Genomic DNA, 18,056 nt, shown 5'->3' on the forward strand with positions numbered 1-18,056 from the left:
GGGTTCAGGCTGAATCATCTCACCGGGAGCAGGAAAGCTGCCGGCCGCCACTTCGGCACGAAAAGCCGCGAGGGCGCTCTGTCGTTCCTCACATATCTGCTGACGAAGGGTGGCAATATTGCCCCATGATCTCGCATGGCGAGGCAGGTGCGGGCTGTCGCCGGTAATATCTGATGTAAAGAGAAACACCACATCCCCTCCGGGGCCAGAGCCCAGAGAAACGGTGACCAGCCCGGATTTGCGGGTAATCGCCGCCAACAGCGGGGCCGCGACCAGTTCGGCCTCGACGGCGAAGGCGCCGGCGTCTTCCAGACGGCGGAATCGGTGCCAGAGGTCCTCGGCCTCGGCCAGATCGCGTCCGACACCCCGGACCCGGCCGGTCCAGGTGCTCTTGCGTGGTACAAAGCCGAGATGTCCCATGACGGGAATATCTTCGGCAGCCAGCAGGCTGACCAGAGACAGGCGACGCGCGGTGATGACCGCGTCTGCGCCGTCAGTCAGGGCGCGGAAGGCGGTGCGCAGGATCTCGTCTTCGGTGACAGCCTCGGCAAAACCGAGAGCTGCGGTCACAAAGACCCGCTTCGATCCGCGCCGCACGGTCGCGACATTGGCGGCCCGGCAGATCACCATCTCGATGCCGGCAGCCTCCGCCGCCGCTGCCTCTTCGGCGGTGTCAGCCGTGACCTGGGCGTGGCGGGCCGGTGCTCCCTTACCTGCCCGGAGCGAACCCACCGTCACCAACCGCTCGGCAGGCCGCGCGCTCCAGTCAAATATCTTCGGCATCAGGCTTTCAGCTTCCGCGCATATTCGGGCGGCGCCACGACGCCGGGCTTATCAAACCATTTCGGAACATCCACCCCGGACCACAGCAGGATATTGCCCCATGGGTCAAAAGCGCCGGTGCGTACAATCACCTTTGCCTGAGCGGCCATATCGCCAAGAATACGGCCATGGGTGGTCACCTCGTGATCGGAATCCGGGAAAAGCGTTTTCACCTTATCCAGCAGAACGGGATTATTTGTCGGCAGATTGTCGGCGTAACCGACCTTCTCGGCGACAAAATCCGAAGCGATCAGCGACAGCACCTGCTCCAGATCCGGCAGGTCTTTCTCAATCGCGAGATCAACACGCCAGACGGTGTCTGGGATCGGGAAACCCGCGTCACAGACGATCATAAGATCGCCATGCCCCATCGAGGCGATGGCATGGTTCAGTTCTGCATTCAGGATACGCCCACGTTTCATTGGTTTTCCTTTGCAAAGGCTTCGATTTCATGGCGTCGACCGAGCGAAGGCACCACCCCAAGTTTCGTGCAGGCCCAGGAGCCGCACAGAGTACCAAAGCGCGCGGCGTCGGGGATGGATTTCCCCTCGGCCAGCGCCACGGCAAAGCCGGAACAGAAGGCGTCGCCGGCGCCGGTGGTATCGACCACCGCGACCTCGCGGGCGCGAATATGCAGATCATGCTCATCGGAAAGGACCAGAACGCCTTCACGGCCCAGCGTCACCACCACCGTGCCAACCCCCAGCCGCCGGAGCCGGATCGCCAGATCGCGCGAGGGCGTCGGATCATCGGGTTTCAGCCCCAGCAGAATGCGCAGCTCGCTTTCATTCGGGATCAGCACATCGACATGTCTGAAGATCGACGGATGCAGCGCGCGGGCAGGCGCCGGGTTCAGCACTGTCCTGGCCCCCGAGGCCTTCCCCAGTTCCATCGCGCGCGCGGCGGCGGCATCCGGGATTTCCAGCACGGTCATCACCACATCCGACATTGCCAGCCGGTCGGCGGATTTATCCACCTGGGCGGCATCCATCGCGTTATTCGCGCCCATATCGAGGATGATGAAATTATTGCCTTCGGTATTGAGTATGATGAACCCCACCCCGGTCGAACGATCCGGAAGCTCGGCGACATGGCGTGAATTCACACTCTCGGCGCGATACATATCGAGGCCGATCTTCGCCAGGGCATCATTTCCCACGCAGGCGACCAGCGCAGAATCCGCCCCAAGCCGGGCTGTCGCGACCGCCTGGTTCGACCCCTTGCCCCCCGGCCCCATGTCGAAATCCGAGCCGAGGATCGTCTGGCCGAATATCGGCAGGGTCGGGGTTCTGATCGTCATCCCAACCGCAAAACTGCCGACGACGGTTATAACCGGTCTCTTCATGCTGCCCCCTCCGCGACCAGATGCGCGGGCTGTACGCTCGCCGCCATCATAAGATTCTGTTCGGTGATCTCTGCCCCGGTGAAATCGCGCGACAGCGTGCCATGCGCCATCATCACCACCCGATTGGCATGCAGCACCAGCTCCGGCAGTTCAGACGAGATCATCAGCACGGCCAGCCCTTCCTGCGCGAGGCGCTTGAGGATCGCGTAAATCTCGGCCTTGGCACCGACATCAATGCCTCGGGTCGGCTCATGCAGGATCAGCACCCTCGGCTCGGAGACGATGCCGCGCGACAGGATGATCTTCTGCTGATTGCCGCCGGACAGAGTGCCCATCACCTGCGCGGGGCCGGAGACCCGCGCGTCGAAAGCCCGGATCTGCCGCGCAGCCGTGTCGCCGATCAGCGCGTTCAGCAACACGCCGATCCGCGAATGGCGATCCAGCGTCGAAGAGACCACATTCTGCGCCACCGACATGGTCAGCAGCGCACCGCCATTGCGTCGGTCGGCCGGGATAAGCGCGATGCCCCCCTGAATAGCCGCCATCGGCTTTTGCGCAGGCAGGATCTGCCCGCAGACCGTCACCTCGCCCGAGCGCGGGCAAAGGCCGAAGATCGCTTCGGCCAGAATATCCTTGCCGCTGCCCGGCAGACCGCCAACCCCCAGGATCTCGCCCGGGCGCAGATCAAGGTCGATGCCATGGATCTCACCTGGCACCCGGAAATCGCGCAGCGAAAGCACCGGCTGCGCCTCTGCCGGCTTATGGGTCAGCCCATAGGGCACCGCATCGCCGAGATCACGACCGACCATCGAGGCAACCAGATGCGGCACCGTCACGCCCGAAAGGTCGGTGATGCTCTCGACCAGTTCACCATCGCGCATAACGCTGATCCGGTCCGAGATCGCCAGCACTTCATTCAGGTGATGCGAGATATAGACAATGGCAACGCCGTCATCGCGAAGCTGGCGCATAATATTGAAAAGGTGCTCGGATTCATGGGGAGAGAGCGCGGAGTTCGGCTCATCCAGCACCAGAACCCGCACTTTGCGGACCAGGGCGCGGGCAATTTCCACCAGTTGCATCTGGGCGACCGAGAGGTCGCGCAAAGGCGTGGCCGGGTCAGTATCCATGCCAAGCCGGGCCAGAATCTCACGCGACCGGGCCTGGGCCCGCGCGCGGCGGATCAACTGCCAGGGCGGGATTTCTGCCAGCGCCGGCAGCATCACATTCTCGCCGACCGAGAGATTGCGGCACAGTGACAATTCCTGGAACACCACGGCAATCCCGCGCCGCCGCACCTCCAGCGGCGAAGAGAGCCGCAGCGGTTTGCCGTCGAGCATCAGCGTACCCTCACTGGGCGCCAGCACACCCGCGAGGATATTCATCAGGGTCGATTTGCCTGCGCCATTCTCACCGATCACGGCATGAATCTCGCCCGGGTTCAGGGCCAACGACACATTCGAGAGTGCCCGCACGCCCGGGAAGGATTTGCCGATCCGCTGAAAAGAGACGACAGGGAGAGTGTCTGTCTGCATTCGGTGCCGATCTGTTCAAAACTGTTCGAGGTAGTGGCCCGGACCAGACCGGCCCGGGCCACAGCAGCTCAGGCCGCTTTGATCAGTTCACCTCTGCAATATTCTCAGAGGTATAGATGCCAACGCCGGTATCGACATTGTCGATGGTTTCGCCATTCAGGAACTTCACCAGCAGGTCGACGGCAGCGAAGCCCTGCGCTTCCGGCGCCTGGTCGATCGTCGCCTGGATGACGCCTTTCTCGACAAACTCGACGGTCTGATCGAGCAGATCGAAGCCGACGATCTTCACCGCACCTGCCTTGCCATTGCGGTCAACCCAGGACCCGGCCGCCGGAGTGGTGCAGCATTCAAGGCTCAGCAGGCCCGAGATTTCGGGATTGCCAAGCATGGCATTCTCAATCGCCGCATACATCTCCTGCGGGTCGGTGCCGGTATTGATGGTCTGAACCACTTCGGTGCCGGTGCAGTCAGCGGCCAGCGCATCACGCGCACCGCTTTCGCGGTCAAGGGACCATTGCGCGGCGGCATCCAGCGTCAGGATCAGGATCTTGCCCTCGGGGTGAACCTGGCACATCAGCTTGCCCGCTTCACGACCCGATTGGATCAGATCCTGGCCAGCAAAGGCCAGACGCTTGCTGTCGGGGTTGTCGGTATTATAGGTGATGACCGGAATCCCGGCATCGACCACGCGGTCGATGATCGGCGCCAGCGCATCGGTCGAGACCGAGGAAATCGCCAGCCCGTCCATCGTATCCAGCAGCGCCTCGATCTCATTGATCTGGCCATCGGCATCAGCGCCCACCGGACCGATGAACTTTGCCGCAACCTTATCCAGCGCATCGCCCCGTTCGACACCGGCGCGGATCTGCGGCGCAAACTCGTTCGAGACATCGTGATAGGAGACAAAGATGTTCAGCTCTTCGCCGGCCGCTACCTTGTCAGCGATCCGCTGGGCAAGCGCGAAATCTTTGACATTGACCGGCTCCGCCGCAGCCAGCATCGGCCAGACCATCCCCACGATCAAAGCAGTTCCAAGCAGTTTTTTCATTTTTTATTCCTCCCAGATTTGTTATTTCCGATCATACCCTCCCGCATGACCGTCCCTTTCGGGTTCTGTCAGATTCACCTTTTCAGACACGGCGCTCCCTGATGGTCCACCGGTCGATGGCAACCGCCACGACGATGACCAGGCCAATCAGAAACTCCTGTGCGAAAGGCGAAACGCCGGTCAGCACAAGCCCGTTACGCAACACACCGATGATCAGCACGCCGAGGATGGTTCCGATGATGGTGCCCTCGCCCCCGGCAAGCGAGGTGCCCCCCACAATCGTCGCAGCGATGACGTCCAGTTCCAGCCCCAGCCCTGTGCGCCCGGCCTGGCCCGACGGCAGGAAAGCGATCGACAGGATGCCGGCAAAGGCCGCAAGCCCCCCCATCAGCGCAAAGGCCGCGATCTTGACCTTCTCGACAGAGATGCCAGAGACACGCGCTGCTTTGGTCGATCCGCCAACTGCCAGCACGCGAAAACCGAACGATGTCCGCGCCAGCAGGAACCAGCCCGCCAGTGCGATCAGCACAAAGAAGACGAGCTGCATGGGCACACCGGCAATCGCCCCCTGCCCAAGGAACGTGAACTGTCCCAGAACATCGGGATTCGCGCCGTTTCTCGCATTCACCGTGACCGGGCGCCCATCGGTCAGGATCAGCGCTGCGCCCCGCACCATTGAAAGCATCCCCAGCGTTGCGATCAGCGAGGGCAGCCGCCCATAGGTCGACAAAAGCCCGTTGATGATGCCGATCACGATACCTGCCAGAATTCCGACCATCAGTGACGGGAAAAGCCCGTAACCGGCGACGATCACCATCCCGGTCACCAGACCGCAAAATGCATAAATCGACCCCACCGAGAGGTCGACTTCGCCCGAGGCCAGTACGAATGTCATTCCGACCGCCATGATCCCGAGCAGCGAGACCTGACGGCCGATATTCAGCAGATTGTTGGTCGTGAGAAAACGGTCATTCAAGATGGCCAGCACAATGCACATGACCAGAAGGGCCAGCGCGACGCCGGTTTCGCGCCCGCCAAATCGGGAGAACCGCTTTTTTACCGCTTTTGTTGCGGGCTGTGCCAGAGACCCTGTCATCAGCTTCCTTTCCGGGATGGCCTTCTGTTGAAGGGCCTTTCTGGGATGGCGCACGGCCCGCGAGGCGGGCCGCCGTGGCTCAGGAAAACCGAAGTCAGGCAGCCATGAAGCTGCCAGCGGGAACCGGCTTCATCTCTTCGTAATTGCCGTATTCGCGCAGGCGGGCAAAGGGCGCATTCGAGACAGCGTTGTAAGAGCAGATGTACCCCCAGCGATAGGTGTCGCTGTTGTTTGCATCCGAGCGGTGCAGCAGGTTTCCGTGGAACACCAGCGCATCACCGGCCTCCATCTCGACATAGAGATGCTCGTATCGCTCAAGAGCAGCCTCAAGATGGGCACGCGCCACATTGGTCTGGCCATCTTCGCGGATGTGGTCAAGACGGCCAAGCTTATGCGTGCCGCTCAACACCTGAAGGCAGCCATTTTCTTTGGTGGCTTTGTCAAGCGAGATATAGATCGAGAGCATATCGGGGCGCAGGCAGCCATTGTTATACCAATAGCCGAAATCCTGATGCCACTCCCATGCACCGCCTTCTCGCGGCTGCTTCATCGTCATCTTGTGGCTGTAGAGATAGGTCTCTTCGCCAAGAAGCGCCTCAGCCTGCAACACCATACGCTGATCGCGGGCAAGCAGCCCGTATTTGTCGTCACCCGCAGTGTTCCACATTTTCAGCAGGGTGCTTTTGCCGTCACGGTCCCCCTTGGCCATCACGCTGCCCTCGCGCGCCTCTTCCTCAAGCTGCCTGCGGGCGTGATCACGGAAATTGGTGACTTCGTCGGCTGAAAGCAGCCCTTTGACGATATAGAAGCCATCTTCTGCATAGCGAACCTGCTGGTCCCTGGTCGGCATAAGCATGACCCGGCCCTCCCTCTGTCTTCAATATGAGATCTGTTCCTCCGAACCGCTGGCACAGGGCCAACGGCTCCTCCTGACGGGCATATTGACGGCTGCGCCACCATTCTAAAATGGACTCTCAGATCAATTATTTATACAAAACGCGCATGATTCAGCCAAGTTTAAAACGAACGGTTTTTGTCGAGAACCTGCACACCCTTCCCGACCCTCGCTGGGAAGGGGCCGTTGCCCGGGTGCCACGGGCAGGCCATGTGATCTGTGGTCCGGATTACGCGGTCAGCCGGCTTTCCTCTCCCGGCTTCGACCTCCTTTACTGCCGCGAGGGTCAGGGCACGATCCATATCGGTGACGAGATCCGGCGGATCGGCCCTTCGACCTGTGCGGTGATTGCAGGGGATCGCCCACATGGCCATTTTGCCGACCGGCAGGATCCCTGGGTGCTGTACTGGCTGCGCATCACAGGTGCCGAGGCGACGACCATGATCCGAATGCTGTTCGGGCCTGATGGCAGAATTCCGATCGCGCGCGGAGCGGCAATTGCCGACTGGTTTGCCCGCCTGTTCGATCTGATGCGAGAGCGGGGCAAGAACCAGGAGTTGCTGATCAACAGGCAAATAGCCGAGCTGTGGTCGCTGCTCAACGCCGAGCGTCTTGCGATGGAGAGCGATCGCCTGCCACCCGCCCTGACGCGGCTGATTGCCGCGATGGGCGACAGACCCGAGCTGCGCTGGCCGGCAGAAGACATGACAGCAACAGCCCGGCTGAGTGGGGCGCAGCTGCGCCGCCTGTTCAGCGCGCATCTGCACATGACGCCCCGCGAATGGCTGCGCCGACAACGCATCCAGCGTGCCCAGGATCTGCTGCTCCGCCAGGGCGTGAAGGTCTCCTGGGTCGCAGAGACCTGTGGCTTCAGCGACATTTACCATTTCAGCCGCGAATTTCGCCGGGTGGTCGGCATGTCACCGACCGCCTGGCGACAATCGGACAGCGGCAGCAGCAGGTAAAGCGTCGTCGCTCTGAGCTGAAGCATAAGCCCTGCGATGACTGCTGACATTCGGGTGTGTCCCGGCTCCGAAGCCCCCGCTTCCCCCGGCCTTGTCGCGACAGATCCGGCCGTCAATCGGCGTGGAACGCTGCCCCCTATCGGCGCGCGATATTGGCTCTGACGCAGGTTTGGTGCAGTTGAGCCTCAAGCTCGCTACATTTTGGCCTTTCTTGTAGGGGAATCGCCCATAGCTTCATGGTTTTCGCGCCGAGATTTTCCGACAGCAGGGCCACAGCAGGGCTTACGTCCAATCGGATTGAGATCGACGGCAACACAATCCGTATCCACGCCGCTCATCGGAAGCCACAGCCGCCTGTCCGCGCTGCGGGAGTGCCTCGCACCATATTGACAGTCGTTACCTGCGCCGGCCCGCTGATGGTCCTGCGCATGGTCGTATGCCAGGCGAACGTTCTTCGAACTTGCAGACATCAATTCCACGACCAGAAAGGATGAAAAGGTCGCCGACCACGGGATCACCGGCCTGAACACCGAAACCATCACGACATCCATCAGCGCGGCGTGCCCCGCTGGCTAAGGAGTTGACTGACTGCGTGCCGGGCGTGCCTGAATGTCGAAGCACAACCCCGACGCCAGGACGATCAACTGCCTGTGCGAAGAAAAGGGGCAATGGGAAGTCTTCACGCGTCTTCCTGATGACGGACGGATATGTCTCAGCGGCAACGCCGCGGGACGCGCCCTTCGTGGTGCAGCACTTCGCGGAAAGGCCTGGTTCTTTGCCGTTTCTCCCCGCGATGGCGGCCGAGCCACCTTGAGATATACCCCGATCGTCACCGCGAAAATCAACGACACCGATCCTCAGACCTGGCTTGCCGATGTTCGCGCGCCTGCCCGAACTGCTCCCGTGGCATTGGAAGAGCAAGGACGTCGTTACAAGGGCATCCGGACCACGGCTTCCCCGGACAGTTCCTCCCGAAGCGACGAAGCCCGGAGTTCAGGCATTTCCTCGGCAGGCAATTCAGAAATCCATGATGTCATCCAGACCATAGTAAGCCTGTGACCCGGAGAGCGAACAAAACCGCAAATGTAATGATCGGCAATAAATTCTATGCTATGCGATTGAGAGGCTTGTATCCCCCTCGGTTTTGCCGTCAGCTTTTCAGCCGTGAGGCCAGCCCTTGGAATCCTCCCTGGGAGGCGCTGCCGGGCCAAAACCCGCATAACAGAGTGAGTGCCATGACGGATCTGTCGAAATACCATCAAACCACTCTGGGTCTTTTGCGCATTGCAATCGGCCTTGTCTTTCTGAATTTTGGCCTTGCCAAAATTTTTCATTTTGCGGCCGGGGATTACACGCCGCCGATTGGCTCGCTTTCCTGGATTGCAGGCTTGATTGAGCTTGTTGGCGGCGCGCTCCTTCTTGTCGGATTCAAAACCCGGATCGTGGCCTTCGTGCTCTCGGGTCTGATGGCCTGCGCCTATTTCATCGCACACTTCCCTGTGAGCATTTTCCCAACCATCAATGGTGGAGCTGCTGCTGCGGTTTTCGCGTTTGTTTGCCTGAATTTCGTGACGGCGGGCGCGGGGCGTTTCAGCGTGGATGGCATGCGCAACTGACCGCTTTTTCAGACCCGTTCTCGTCTGGACAGGGAGTGCTGCAAAAGCCTCACGCCGCAGGATTTCCCTGTCCCACTGCGGACCTGCCCTGCGAGGAATGACGAGACCGGTGAAGCTGTTCTGAGCCGCGATACGAGGCAAGACGCCGTGACCTGGCAGTTAAGGTCACGGGCCATGAGCATGTGGCGCCTTCCCGGCAATTTCGCGCTATGCGTCGTGGTTCCGCTGCGTTTCAGAGGTGGAACCCCCTGCATCCTCGGCAGAGTACACGACCAGAGTTTTTTACAACCACAGGGGGATGTATCGAACAAACTCACGCTGAGCGAGATCGGCAGACCGAAAACCACCACTTGCCAGAGGACGCACTGGCCAGCCTACAACCAGGCGCGCAAGCGCCGTGGTTCGCTGACAATCTGGCGCGCTCTGGCAGACGACCGGGTTCATCGGGTGGTAGGTCAACCTCGGACTTGACGAGCGAACGCCGGAGGTCCGGGTCATTGGGATCACCGCAGGCACTATCGGCGAGGCGGCAGTCTTGCCCGATCTGATCGCCGGGATCCCTCCGGACGAGAAGACTGGCTGCGTCACAGCTGATGGTGTCTGTGATACCCGAAAGTGCCATGATCCCATCGCAGAGTGCGGCACATATGCTGTCATCCCACCGCGCCGGAACGCAAAACCATGAAAGGCTGTCACCGCTGGCGCCATTGCCCGCAACGATGCCCTGCGGGCATCCAAATACCTCGGCCGCGCCTTGTAGCGATGATGGAGCGGCTATCATCGCCGGAACCGCGCCGAAGCGAACATGCATTGCCTGAAACTCCTGGGCCAACTCTTCCTGGGCCGGGGCCTCGATCGCCAGGTCGGTGAACTACAGGTCGATATCGCTGTCCTGAACGACTACACCGCCCTCGGCATAGCGGCCAAATAGGCCGTGCGATAAGTCCTTCCGTAAATTTGGAAATTAAGCTGTCTGCTGATTTCTGCAACACATCCCCGCTGCCCGTTTCCGCTCGGCCTCAGCGAGCATGGCCACAAAGGCAGTAAGCTTTGCAGGCCGGAAACGCGCCATCGGGCTGACGCTGTAAATCCCCCCTGATGGCAGGGTCCAGTCCGGCAGAACATGGATCAGCCTGCCCTGGGCCAGCAATTCGGCGACAAAGAAATCGGGCAACACCGAAAGCCCGCCGCCTTCGCAAACGGCGCGCAGCACGGCGGGTGTCGCGTCAATCGAGAGCGAGGGTGTCATTCGCACCTGCTGCTGCGGCAGCCGGTCATGGGAAAAAGCCCAGAGCAGCGGATCGCGCAGTGCGGTATTCGCAACAAAGGGCAGGCCGGCCAGATCCGCCGGTGCCCGACGGGGGGCAAGGCGCGCCTGCAGGGCAGGGTCAGCGACCAGCAGCTGGCGGAAAGCCCCGATCCTCCGCGCCTTAAGGCTGGAATCCGGCAGCCAGCCGATGCGGATCGCGAGGTCCGCTTCGCCGGCGGCAAGGTCAACCGGCCGATCCCCCAGCATGAGTTCAACCTGGCAGTCGGGGTAGCGGCTGGCGAAATCCGTCGCGACCGGCACCACAACCTGGCAGCCATAGTCATTCGTCGCGGCGATCCGCAAAACGCCGCGCGGCTCGGCGGCGGATTGTGCAAGCTCGCCCCAGGCATCCTCGGCCTCACGCAGGATCAGGCTGCAGCGCTCGTAAAAGATCCGCCCGGCCTCGGTCGGTCGCACTTTGCGGGTCGAGCGGGTCAGCAGGGTCGCCCCGAGCTCGGTTTCGAGTTGCGCAACCTGCTGGCTGACCACCGCCTTGGTGATCCCCAGGCGCGTAGCGGCATGGGTGAAAGACCCCGCATCCACCACGGCCACGAAATAGGCGAGACGGTTGAGGTTTCTCATCTGAGGCTGCTTTGGTTTGCTGATGGCATACAATCAGTATGGATCGTTTGCCTTATCACCTGCGATCAGCGCGCCATGATCAGCGTCACCTACCGGATCGATGAGGCGGATCGGGAAGAGTTTATCCGGCGGCTGCTCCTTGCCTCGAAAGAGCGGATGCGCAACGGCGCGACCCAGTGGTTCTTCCATCAAAGCGTCGAAGAGCCCGGGCTGTGGGTCGAGATTTTTCTGCTGCCAAGCTGGGCGGAACACATGGAACAACATGAGCGTGTCAGCCATACCGATGCAGATCTGCACAGTGATCTGCGGGCGCTGGATCGGCATGAGACAGGCCCGGTGGTGCGCCACTATATCGGCCCCCACCACGCCTGAACCCTATTCAAGAGGAGAGATCCGTGAGCTGGAACCCGGCCCATAATCCCGATTGCCCGCTGGGCGGCGAAGGCGCGATTGAAACGCTGATCATTCCGCGCGCCCGCGATCTTGGCGGTTTCGAGGTGCGCCGCGCGCTGCCCTCGCCAGAGCGGCAGATGGTCGGGCCGTTCATCTTCTTCGATCAGATGGGGCCGGCCGAATTCATCACCGATGGCGGCATCGACGTGCGGCCGCATCCGCATATCGGGCTTGGCACCGTCACCTATCTCTATCAGGGCGAGTTCGAGCATCGCGACAGCCTTGGCACCCATCAGATGATCTATCCGGGCGAGGTGAACTGGATGGTTGCCGGGCGCGGCGTCACCCATTCCGAACGCACCAGCGCCGAGACCCGCGCCACCCGGCACAAGCTGTTCGGCATCCAGACCTGGATCGCGCTGCCCGCCGACCGCGAGGATATGGCGCCCGATTTCGAACATCACAAAGAAGCCGTGCTGCCTTTCATTGAAGATGGCGGCGCCAGTGCCCGGCTCATTCTTGGCTCCGCCTATGGCGAGACCAGCCCGGTGACGATGCAGTCGGAAACCTTCTATCTGGATGTGGTTTTGCAGCCGGGCGCGATTTTCCCGATGCCTGACAACCATGAGGACCGGGGCATCTACGTCACCGCCGGCTCCATCGAGGTTGCAGGCGATCTGTTTGAGGAGGGTCGGATGATGGTCTTCCGCCCCGGTGACCGCATCAGCGTGAAAGCGGGGCCGCAAGGCGCACGACTTATGGCTCTGGGTGGGGCCACACTGAATGAGAAACGCTATATCTGGTGGAACTTCGTCTCGTCATCGAAAGAGCGGATCGCACAGGCGATGGAGGACTGGAAGGCTGCCGACTGGCAGAACGGACCATTCCGCCTGCCGCCCGGGGATGATCACGAATTCATCCCGATCTCGCCGGAAGTGGAACGCAGCCGGCCCGCCTGAGCGCTGGCACAGCCGCCCCGTAAGCAGGCGCCACCTTGAAACAGGGGGCGCCTTTTCTGTTCAGTTCACAAGGCTTGCGGCCTTACTGACCATACAGCCCGACAACGGATTGCCCCGCCAGCGCATGGCCCTGCAGCGCCTCCATCAGGGCGGCGCGGTCAAGCCCTTCCGGCAATGCGCCCGGCTCCAGATCTGTGGCGATGACGGTCATCGTGTAATGGTGCGGATTGTCGGTGGGTTGCGCACACATGCCGCGATAAACCGGCTCGCCTGTCAGGTTGGGGCCAACCGAGATCCCCTCTCCGCTTTGGGTGGCAGCCCCCTCAGCCAGCGCTCCGATTTCAGCGGGGATGTTATAGGCAACCAGATGCGAGGTCCCGAGACCCTTCTGCCCATCCGGGTCCAGGATCAGGATGGCAACGGATTTTGCACCCTCGGGCAGGTTGGACCAAGTGACCTGTGGCGAAAGTCCTCCCCCGCTGCCGCAATTCTCCGCTGCGCCGGCATTCTTCTTCGGGATCACACCCCCGTCGGCATATGAAGAGGACGTAACCGTGAATTTTGCATCCTGCGCGGCGGCAATGCCGCTACCGGCCATGATCAGGGCAACCGAGGCAATCATATATTTCATGGGGGAATCCTTTACTGAGTGAGAAACCGGAGGTGCATGACGAAGGGGCTGGACCCTTTGGGCATCATTGTTTATCCAATATCCAATCTTGCCGCCTCAAAGTGAACTGACGATGTCGTGACCCGGCGGCAAGCTGCGACACCGCCAGGGCGGCAGCAGGAAGACGGGGCACATAATCGCAACTGAAGACCGCCAGCCGGAGGCGGTCACGCCGAATTTACGGGCAACAGGCGAGGCCAGAGCAGGTATCAAAACCGCGAGGCTCAGGGCTTCTGCATGATATAAAAGGCAAAATATCCCTGCTGCGCCGATGTTCTGTTTTGGCAAACAATGCGTCAGGCGAGCCGGGCTTGATCTGACGGCAGGCCAGGCCCGACTTCTGTTCTCATGGGGTGGCCCTCGTCACTCCGAAACCGCACCGCGATGATGAAAGTATGAAAATTCCATGCTGCTTGACCAGTTCATGCCGCGCTGGATCAGCTACACGCTTTATGTCTTTCTGATCATCGCGCCACCTGCCCTGTCGCGCTACCGGCACATGCGGCACTTCGCATTGACCGTCGTGGCCGTCGTGGTGTTGGACGTGACCCTGCTGCGCTACGCCTACATCTCGTTCTTCTGCCTGCTGGCGGGGCTGGCGACGGTGCATCTGGCCTGGATCATTCTGACCAACAAATGCGCCGAAGAATGTCCGGAGTTGTTCGGGCACGACCGGGCAGGAAGGCCGGCCTGAAACGGCAGGAAAAGCCACTTCGCGCGGATTTCCTCGGCAAGCTGACTTCGAAGATATGTGGGACAGGCGCGCCAATTTGACGATTTTGCACAGATGTAATGTCCGGCTCGCAGGAGCGTCTTTCTCCATATCGGCAACTAGTGCCGGATCGTTGGAGAAATCGTCATGGATCAGCGCGAATTTCGTCGCCTTTCTATCGTGCCGCTTGGCTGCACGCTGTCGGTGTTCCTAGCAGTCAGTTTCATCCTTTGCCTGCTGGCGGCACTAGTCCTGCCTGCGCAAGGAATGCAAATGGCATTCGAAGAAGTCTTTCCGGGCTTCGTCTGGCTCGATTCAGCCAGTGTCTTTCTGGGACTATTCTGGACGGTCTTCTACGAGTGGTACATTGCCGTTCTGTTTGTCCCGATCCGAAACTATTTCTTTCGTCAATTTGCGTGATGGCCGAGCGTGAATTGAGCCAAGTTGCCATCGTGAAGGTAGGGACAATGGATAAGCCTATTATCTTGCCAATGCCTGGCAATGAAAACTTCGCCCGCGAGCTTGCTTTTGCCGGGGGCGGGGAGGTAAGCGCTATTGAACCTGCATTCCCCAAGTGGCGTGTCGTTTGAGGTGAAGATCGCCTGTATCCGAGCGCTAGACAAGGATTTTCTGCCGCAAGCGGCACCTGCGGTCGCGCAGACTGCTGGATCTGGACGGATCAGACCGCGAAGCCGCTGTTTCCTTGCCCAGGGGCGGCGTTTTTCAGCGCAGCGGACAGATCTGTCCAGCCGCTTTCGTTCAGTTTGAGCGTGGATCGCGATCATGCGCATAGCGGTGGCGCTCGCAATCGGCGGATAGCGGCGAGGATGGCGCGTACCATCGTGCCGGTGACAGCGACCTCGGCCAGCTGGAAGGTGATGGTGCGGGCGTGACGGACCACACGTGCCCCGATCTTGATCAGCTTCAGTTGCAGGCTGGTCAACGACCAGTCGGCCATGGCCTCGGGCAGCTCGATGCAGCGCAAGAAGGTGGCCAGGTTGTACGCCAGGGCGTGCAGTTGCAGCCGCACCTCATTGTCGCGGAACTTCCGGCACGACAGCCGCGTCCAGCGAAAGGCGTATTTGCCCTCTTTGATGTGCTGCTCGGCGGTGCCGCGCTGGTTGTAGAACCGCACCACCCAGTCCGGCTCCATCGGCAGGTTGGTGACGATGAAGCCGACACGCGGGAACAGTTCGCCCGGATGCCATTCGATCTTGGCGATCACCCGGCGTTCCTTGTCCCAGGACGCCGCCTGATACTCGAATTCCTCGAAGAACCGCTTGACCTTGGTCAGTGACGGCCGCCCGACAGGGCGCGTTAGCCGATGCGCGATCTTGTCCTTGAGGACCGCGTTTGCGGGCAGCCGGATGGCGTAGAAGAACCGCGCTTCTTCCAATCGCTCATAGATCGCCGGGATCGCGTAGGCAGCATCGGCCCGGAAGAACCTGCCACCAAGGTCGCGCTCCGCGTAGCGCGCAATGACGGGGTCGAGAACATCACGCCAGCCATCGGCGCTGTGGACGTTGCCATGGCGCAGGGCGCAGCGTTCCAGCATCCCGAACTGGTTGAACAGAAAGTTGGGGTGATAGCAGCTACAGTCGAAATGGCCATTCCAGGCAGACCCTTCCTGGTCGCCATGGGTCGGGCTGACCGAGCTGTCCATGTCCAGAACGATGTACTTCAGCCCGTTACGGTCATGGAACCGGTCGATCCATTGCCCGTTCAGGTCGGCCAGCGCGGCACGGTTCCCGGCCAGAGCCAGCGTCTCGGTCTCGAACCGTCCCATCTGCGATGCCGAGGCCGCTTGTGCATCGACCGCTCTGCCGCCGACAACTTGGCGCATGACCGGATCGCAGGCGAGACGGTTGGCGTCGTTGACATCCTCGTATCCGGCCAGCCGCCCAAAGACTGATTGCCGGAACAGGCCGTCGAGCCGATGGACCGTGTTCTTGCCAGAGCGAGTATCGCGCAGCGCCGCTGACGCCAAATCGGACAACCCGAGCGCGTCATCAAGCTCGCGCATCACCAGAAGGCCGCCGTCGGAACTGAGCTGCGTGCCGCGAAATTCCAGCCGCACGCGAGGGTCGAAATCCACCCGATCTGCCCGTTGCAAGCCCGCACCCTCTGGGTGATCCATGAAACGCGCCCCTCGCAGCCTTCAACACCATGTTTTATATAGGAAATATAATGGTCAGGACAGCGAAATCAGCGCCTTACTTGGGAAATGTGGGGAAAGGACAGAGAATGAGCGAAGATCACACCTCGCCTTATCGGCGCCGGGTCCTGGCGCTGTTTGGCGGTTGTATCGCCTGGATACGAGCCCCTGGCACCGGTTTTGCTCAGCAGGTGCAGAAGACACCAGCCCAGACAGAGGGTCCCTATTATCCGACCCCCTCAATGCGCTTTGCCGATCAGGACAATGATCTGGTCCGGATCGCCTCTGCGGTTCGCGAGGCGGGCGGCGAGATTATTCACCTGACCGGGCGGGTTTTCACGACCAACGGCGAGGCAGCGGTCGGCGCGCGTGTCGAAATCTGGCAGGTAGACAATAATGGACGCTATCTTCACAGCCGGGAACGTGGCCCGCCCCGAGAGATTCGAATTTTCAGGGCTTTGGATTTGCGATTACAGATGAAACCGGATTTTATTCATTTCGTACGATCAAGCCGGTGGCCTATCCAGGGCGCACCCCGCATATCCATGCCAGGATCCTTCATGCAGAACAGGAGCTGACCACGCAATTCTATCTTCATGGTCATAATCTGAATGACCGGGATTCGATCTGGCGACGGCTCAGCCCGGCCGAACGCAATGCCGTCGAAATGCGATTCATCTCCGGACCCGAGGGTGAGATGACAAATATCGACATTCAGCTATAACGTGTGCCATTCTCATTTGGGAATATGTCAATCATAAATTCCGGAGAAAGATGGAACCCGCTTTCGCGCATACTGGATTTTTGCCATATTGCCAGGATACCCAAATGCGCATGATCCGACTGAGTAAGCTGTTAGGCCGTTCTGTGAGGGTATAATGGCTGTCCAATCGCCGACCTGCATACATCTGGAAATAATCCGACACGGCTCTGTTGCACAAATCACCTGCTGACCGGACTTTCTCTTTCCCGGGACAGACTTAGCCCACGACTTCAGTGAGAGATATGCCGGGCGCCGTGAAGCCGTTCCGGACGGCGACACGGACCTGGAACTCGGCCACCTGACGGTCGAAATCCCGCGCCATGAGGCGCTGACCCAGCAGTTTCACACAGTTCACTTCGTTTCTGCGCGGCTCCGGCGGTGATAGCCGCCCCATCGTCGCCAGATGGTCCTGCCGAAGCACCGTGATGCGCGCAGGGCCTCGTTGCGGGCGATCGGGCCGGGTGTGTCGGGCTTCCGGGGCCTGGCGTTCTTTCGGGGAGGGATGATCGCGGTGGCACCTCGGGCGGCGATGGCACCATGGCATTTTCGGGTGTCGAAGGCACCGTCGGCGGTGACGCTGCCGATCTCCTGATCGGGCGGGATCTGGTCGGGCAGTTCGGGCAGCATGGGTGCGTCACCGACGTCGCCTGTGGTGAACCCGGCCGCCCGGATCTCCACTGTTTTCTCGTCAATTCCGATGTGGATCTTACGCCAGACGCGCCGTTTCGGGCCGCCGTGCTTGTGGGCGTTCCATTCGCCTTCGCCTTCGACCTTGATTCCGGTGCTGTCGATCAGCAGGTGCAGCGGCCCTTGCGATCCGCGATACGGGATGTTGACCTTCAGGGTCTTCTGGCGCCGCGACAGCGTGCTGAAGTTCGGCACCGCCCAGTCAAGGCCGATCAGACGCAAAAGGCTCTCGACGAACCCTGTCGTTTGCCGCAGCGCCATGCCGGACAGCACCTTCATCGTCAGGCAGGTCTGGGATGGCGGTATCGCTGTAGTCCGCCTGCCGTCCACGCTTCCCCATCGGCGCTTCCCCGTCGGTGCAGCCTCCCAGGTCATGGCGGGGGCGTACCAAATCGTCAGCGAGCCGCGACGCTTCAGCGCTGTGTTATATGCGGGCCGGTTCCTGGTCTTGTAGGCGGGTGTGGGTCGGCTCAGGCCGACCAGCTGTCACGCTGGATTCACAAC

General features: G+C 60.9%; 18 protein-coding genes and 3 pseudogenes. 10 read left to right on the forward strand and 11 right to left on the reverse strand.

From position 1 onward, the window contains the following. From DRF71_RS10210 to DRF71_RS10240, 7 genes are all read right to left on the reverse strand, one after another. Positions 1-783, reverse strand: a 783-nt coding sequence (locus tag DRF71_RS10210) for a 3-methyl-2-oxobutanoate hydroxymethyltransferase (protein ID WP_112310457.1), incomplete at its 3' end; no start/stop codon positions are given. Further along, positions 783-1,244 carry a D-ribose pyranase gene (gene rbsD / locus DRF71_RS10215; protein WP_112310458.1) on the reverse strand — a complete coding sequence of 154 codons (462 nt, stop codon included), beginning with the start codon at positions 1,242-1,244 and terminating at the stop codon, positions 783-785. The genes DRF71_RS10210 and rbsD, both read right to left, overlap by 1 nt. Further along, positions 1,241-2,167 (reverse strand): ribokinase, encoded by a 927-nt coding sequence (locus tag DRF71_RS10220; protein WP_112310459.1) that lies wholly within the window; start codon positions 2,165-2,167, stop codon positions 1,241-1,243. The genes rbsD and DRF71_RS10220 overlap by 4 nt, the downstream gene beginning before the upstream one ends. Further along, positions 2,164-3,702 (reverse strand): sugar ABC transporter ATP-binding protein, encoded by a 1,539-nt coding sequence (locus tag DRF71_RS10225; RefSeq protein ID WP_112310460.1) that lies wholly within the window; start codon positions 3,700-3,702, stop codon positions 2,164-2,166. The genes DRF71_RS10220 and DRF71_RS10225 overlap by 4 nt, the downstream gene beginning before the upstream one ends. Positions 3,703-3,784: 82 nt before the next feature. Then, on the reverse strand, positions 3,785-4,750 hold the full coding sequence (locus tag DRF71_RS10230; protein WP_198672142.1) for a substrate-binding domain-containing protein: 966 nt from the start codon (positions 4,748-4,750) through the stop codon (positions 3,785-3,787). A gap of 82 nt (positions 4,751-4,832) precedes the next feature. Beyond that, the gene (locus tag DRF71_RS10235) at positions 4,833-5,846 is read right to left on the reverse strand and encodes an ABC transporter permease (protein ID WP_112311251.1); all 1,014 of its coding nucleotides are present in this window, start codon (positions 5,844-5,846) and stop codon (positions 4,833-4,835) included. A 94-nt stretch (positions 5,847-5,940) separates the two neighbouring features. Beyond that, positions 5,941-6,702, reverse strand: a complete 762-nt coding sequence (locus DRF71_RS10240; protein WP_112310461.1) for a phytanoyl-CoA dioxygenase family protein — start codon at positions 6,700-6,702, stop codon at positions 5,941-5,943. Positions 6,703-6,935: 233 nt separating this feature from the next. On the opposite strand from DRF71_RS10240, the gene DRF71_RS10245 reads away from it, so the two are divergent. The 5 genes and pseudogenes from DRF71_RS10245 to DRF71_RS10265 all read left to right on the forward strand — a co-directional run. Beyond that, positions 6,936-7,706, forward strand: a complete 771-nt coding sequence (locus tag DRF71_RS10245; protein ID WP_198672143.1) for a helix-turn-helix domain-containing protein — start codon at positions 6,936-6,938, stop codon at positions 7,704-7,706. A gap of 228 nt (positions 7,707-7,934) precedes the next feature. Beyond that, positions 7,935-8,142 (forward strand): annotated as a pseudogene (locus tag DRF71_RS29615) (ISL3 family transposase); the annotation flags it as partial. Positions 8,143-8,315: 173 nt separating this feature from the next. Continuing rightward, complete coding sequence (locus tag DRF71_RS10255; protein WP_112310463.1) at positions 8,316-8,765, forward strand: transposase; 450 nt, start codon at positions 8,316-8,318, stop codon at positions 8,763-8,765. Between the two features lie 176 nt (positions 8,766-8,941). Beyond that, complete coding sequence (locus DRF71_RS10260) at positions 8,942-9,322, forward strand: DoxX family protein (protein WP_112310464.1); 381 nt, start codon at positions 8,942-8,944, stop codon at positions 9,320-9,322. Between the two features lie 454 nt (positions 9,323-9,776). Next, a pseudogene (locus DRF71_RS10265) lies at positions 9,777-10,253 on the forward strand (transposase); the annotation flags it as partial. Between the two features lie 33 nt (positions 10,254-10,286). On the opposite strand, the gene DRF71_RS10270 reads toward DRF71_RS10265, so the two are convergent. Further along, positions 10,287-11,213 carry a LysR family transcriptional regulator gene (locus DRF71_RS10270; RefSeq protein WP_112310465.1) on the reverse strand — a complete coding sequence of 309 codons (927 nt, stop codon included), beginning with the start codon at positions 11,211-11,213 and terminating at the stop codon, positions 10,287-10,289. A 75-nt stretch (positions 11,214-11,288) separates the two neighbouring features. Here DRF71_RS10270 and DRF71_RS10275 point away from each other — a divergent pair, with 75 nt between their 5' ends. Beyond that, the gene (locus DRF71_RS10275) at positions 11,289-11,585 is read left to right on the forward strand and encodes an MFS transporter (protein ID WP_232831437.1); all 297 of its coding nucleotides are present in this window, start codon (positions 11,289-11,291) and stop codon (positions 11,583-11,585) included. A 23-nt stretch (positions 11,586-11,608) separates the two neighbouring features. Continuing rightward, positions 11,609-12,565: a pirin family protein gene (locus tag DRF71_RS10280; protein WP_112310466.1), complete on the forward strand. Its 957-nt coding sequence runs from the start codon at positions 11,609-11,611 to the stop codon at positions 12,563-12,565. Between the two features lie 82 nt (positions 12,566-12,647). Here DRF71_RS10280 and DRF71_RS10285 read toward each other — a convergent pair whose 3' ends face one another. Continuing rightward, positions 12,648-13,196: a YbhB/YbcL family Raf kinase inhibitor-like protein gene (locus DRF71_RS10285; protein ID WP_112310467.1), complete on the reverse strand. Its 549-nt coding sequence runs from the start codon at positions 13,194-13,196 to the stop codon at positions 12,648-12,650. A gap of 445 nt (positions 13,197-13,641) precedes the next feature. On the opposite strand from DRF71_RS10285, the gene DRF71_RS10290 reads away from it, so the two are divergent. Next, entirely contained in the window at positions 13,642-13,929 is a 288-nt protein-coding gene (locus tag DRF71_RS10290) for a hypothetical protein (protein ID WP_198672144.1), read from the forward strand. A 165-nt stretch (positions 13,930-14,094) separates the two neighbouring features. After that, on the forward strand, positions 14,095-14,367 hold the full coding sequence (locus tag DRF71_RS10295) for a DUF5676 family membrane protein (protein ID WP_112310468.1): 273 nt from the start codon (positions 14,095-14,097) through the stop codon (positions 14,365-14,367). A gap of 361 nt (positions 14,368-14,728) precedes the next feature. Here the strand turns inward: DRF71_RS10295 and DRF71_RS10300 are convergent, their stop codons facing one another. After that, positions 14,729-16,084, reverse strand: a complete 1,356-nt coding sequence (locus DRF71_RS10300) for an IS1380-like element IS1247 family transposase (protein WP_006473457.1) — start codon at positions 16,082-16,084, stop codon at positions 14,729-14,731. A 107-nt stretch (positions 16,085-16,191) separates the two neighbouring features. Here DRF71_RS10300 and DRF71_RS10305 point away from each other — a divergent pair, with 107 nt between their 5' ends. Then, positions 16,192-16,680, forward strand: a complete 489-nt coding sequence (locus DRF71_RS10305) for a dioxygenase family protein (RefSeq protein ID WP_157971031.1) — start codon at positions 16,192-16,194, stop codon at positions 16,678-16,680. Between the two features lie 402 nt (positions 16,681-17,082). Here DRF71_RS10305 and DRF71_RS10310 read toward each other — a convergent pair. Then, positions 17,083-18,026, reverse strand: a pseudogene (locus tag DRF71_RS10310) (IS5 family transposase). Between the last annotated feature and the right edge of the window lie 30 nt (positions 18,027-18,056).

Source organism: Pseudogemmobacter bohemicus (assembly GCF_003290025.1).
Classification (GTDB): Bacteria; Pseudomonadota; Alphaproteobacteria; order Rhodobacterales; family Rhodobacteraceae; genus Pseudogemmobacter; species Pseudogemmobacter bohemicus.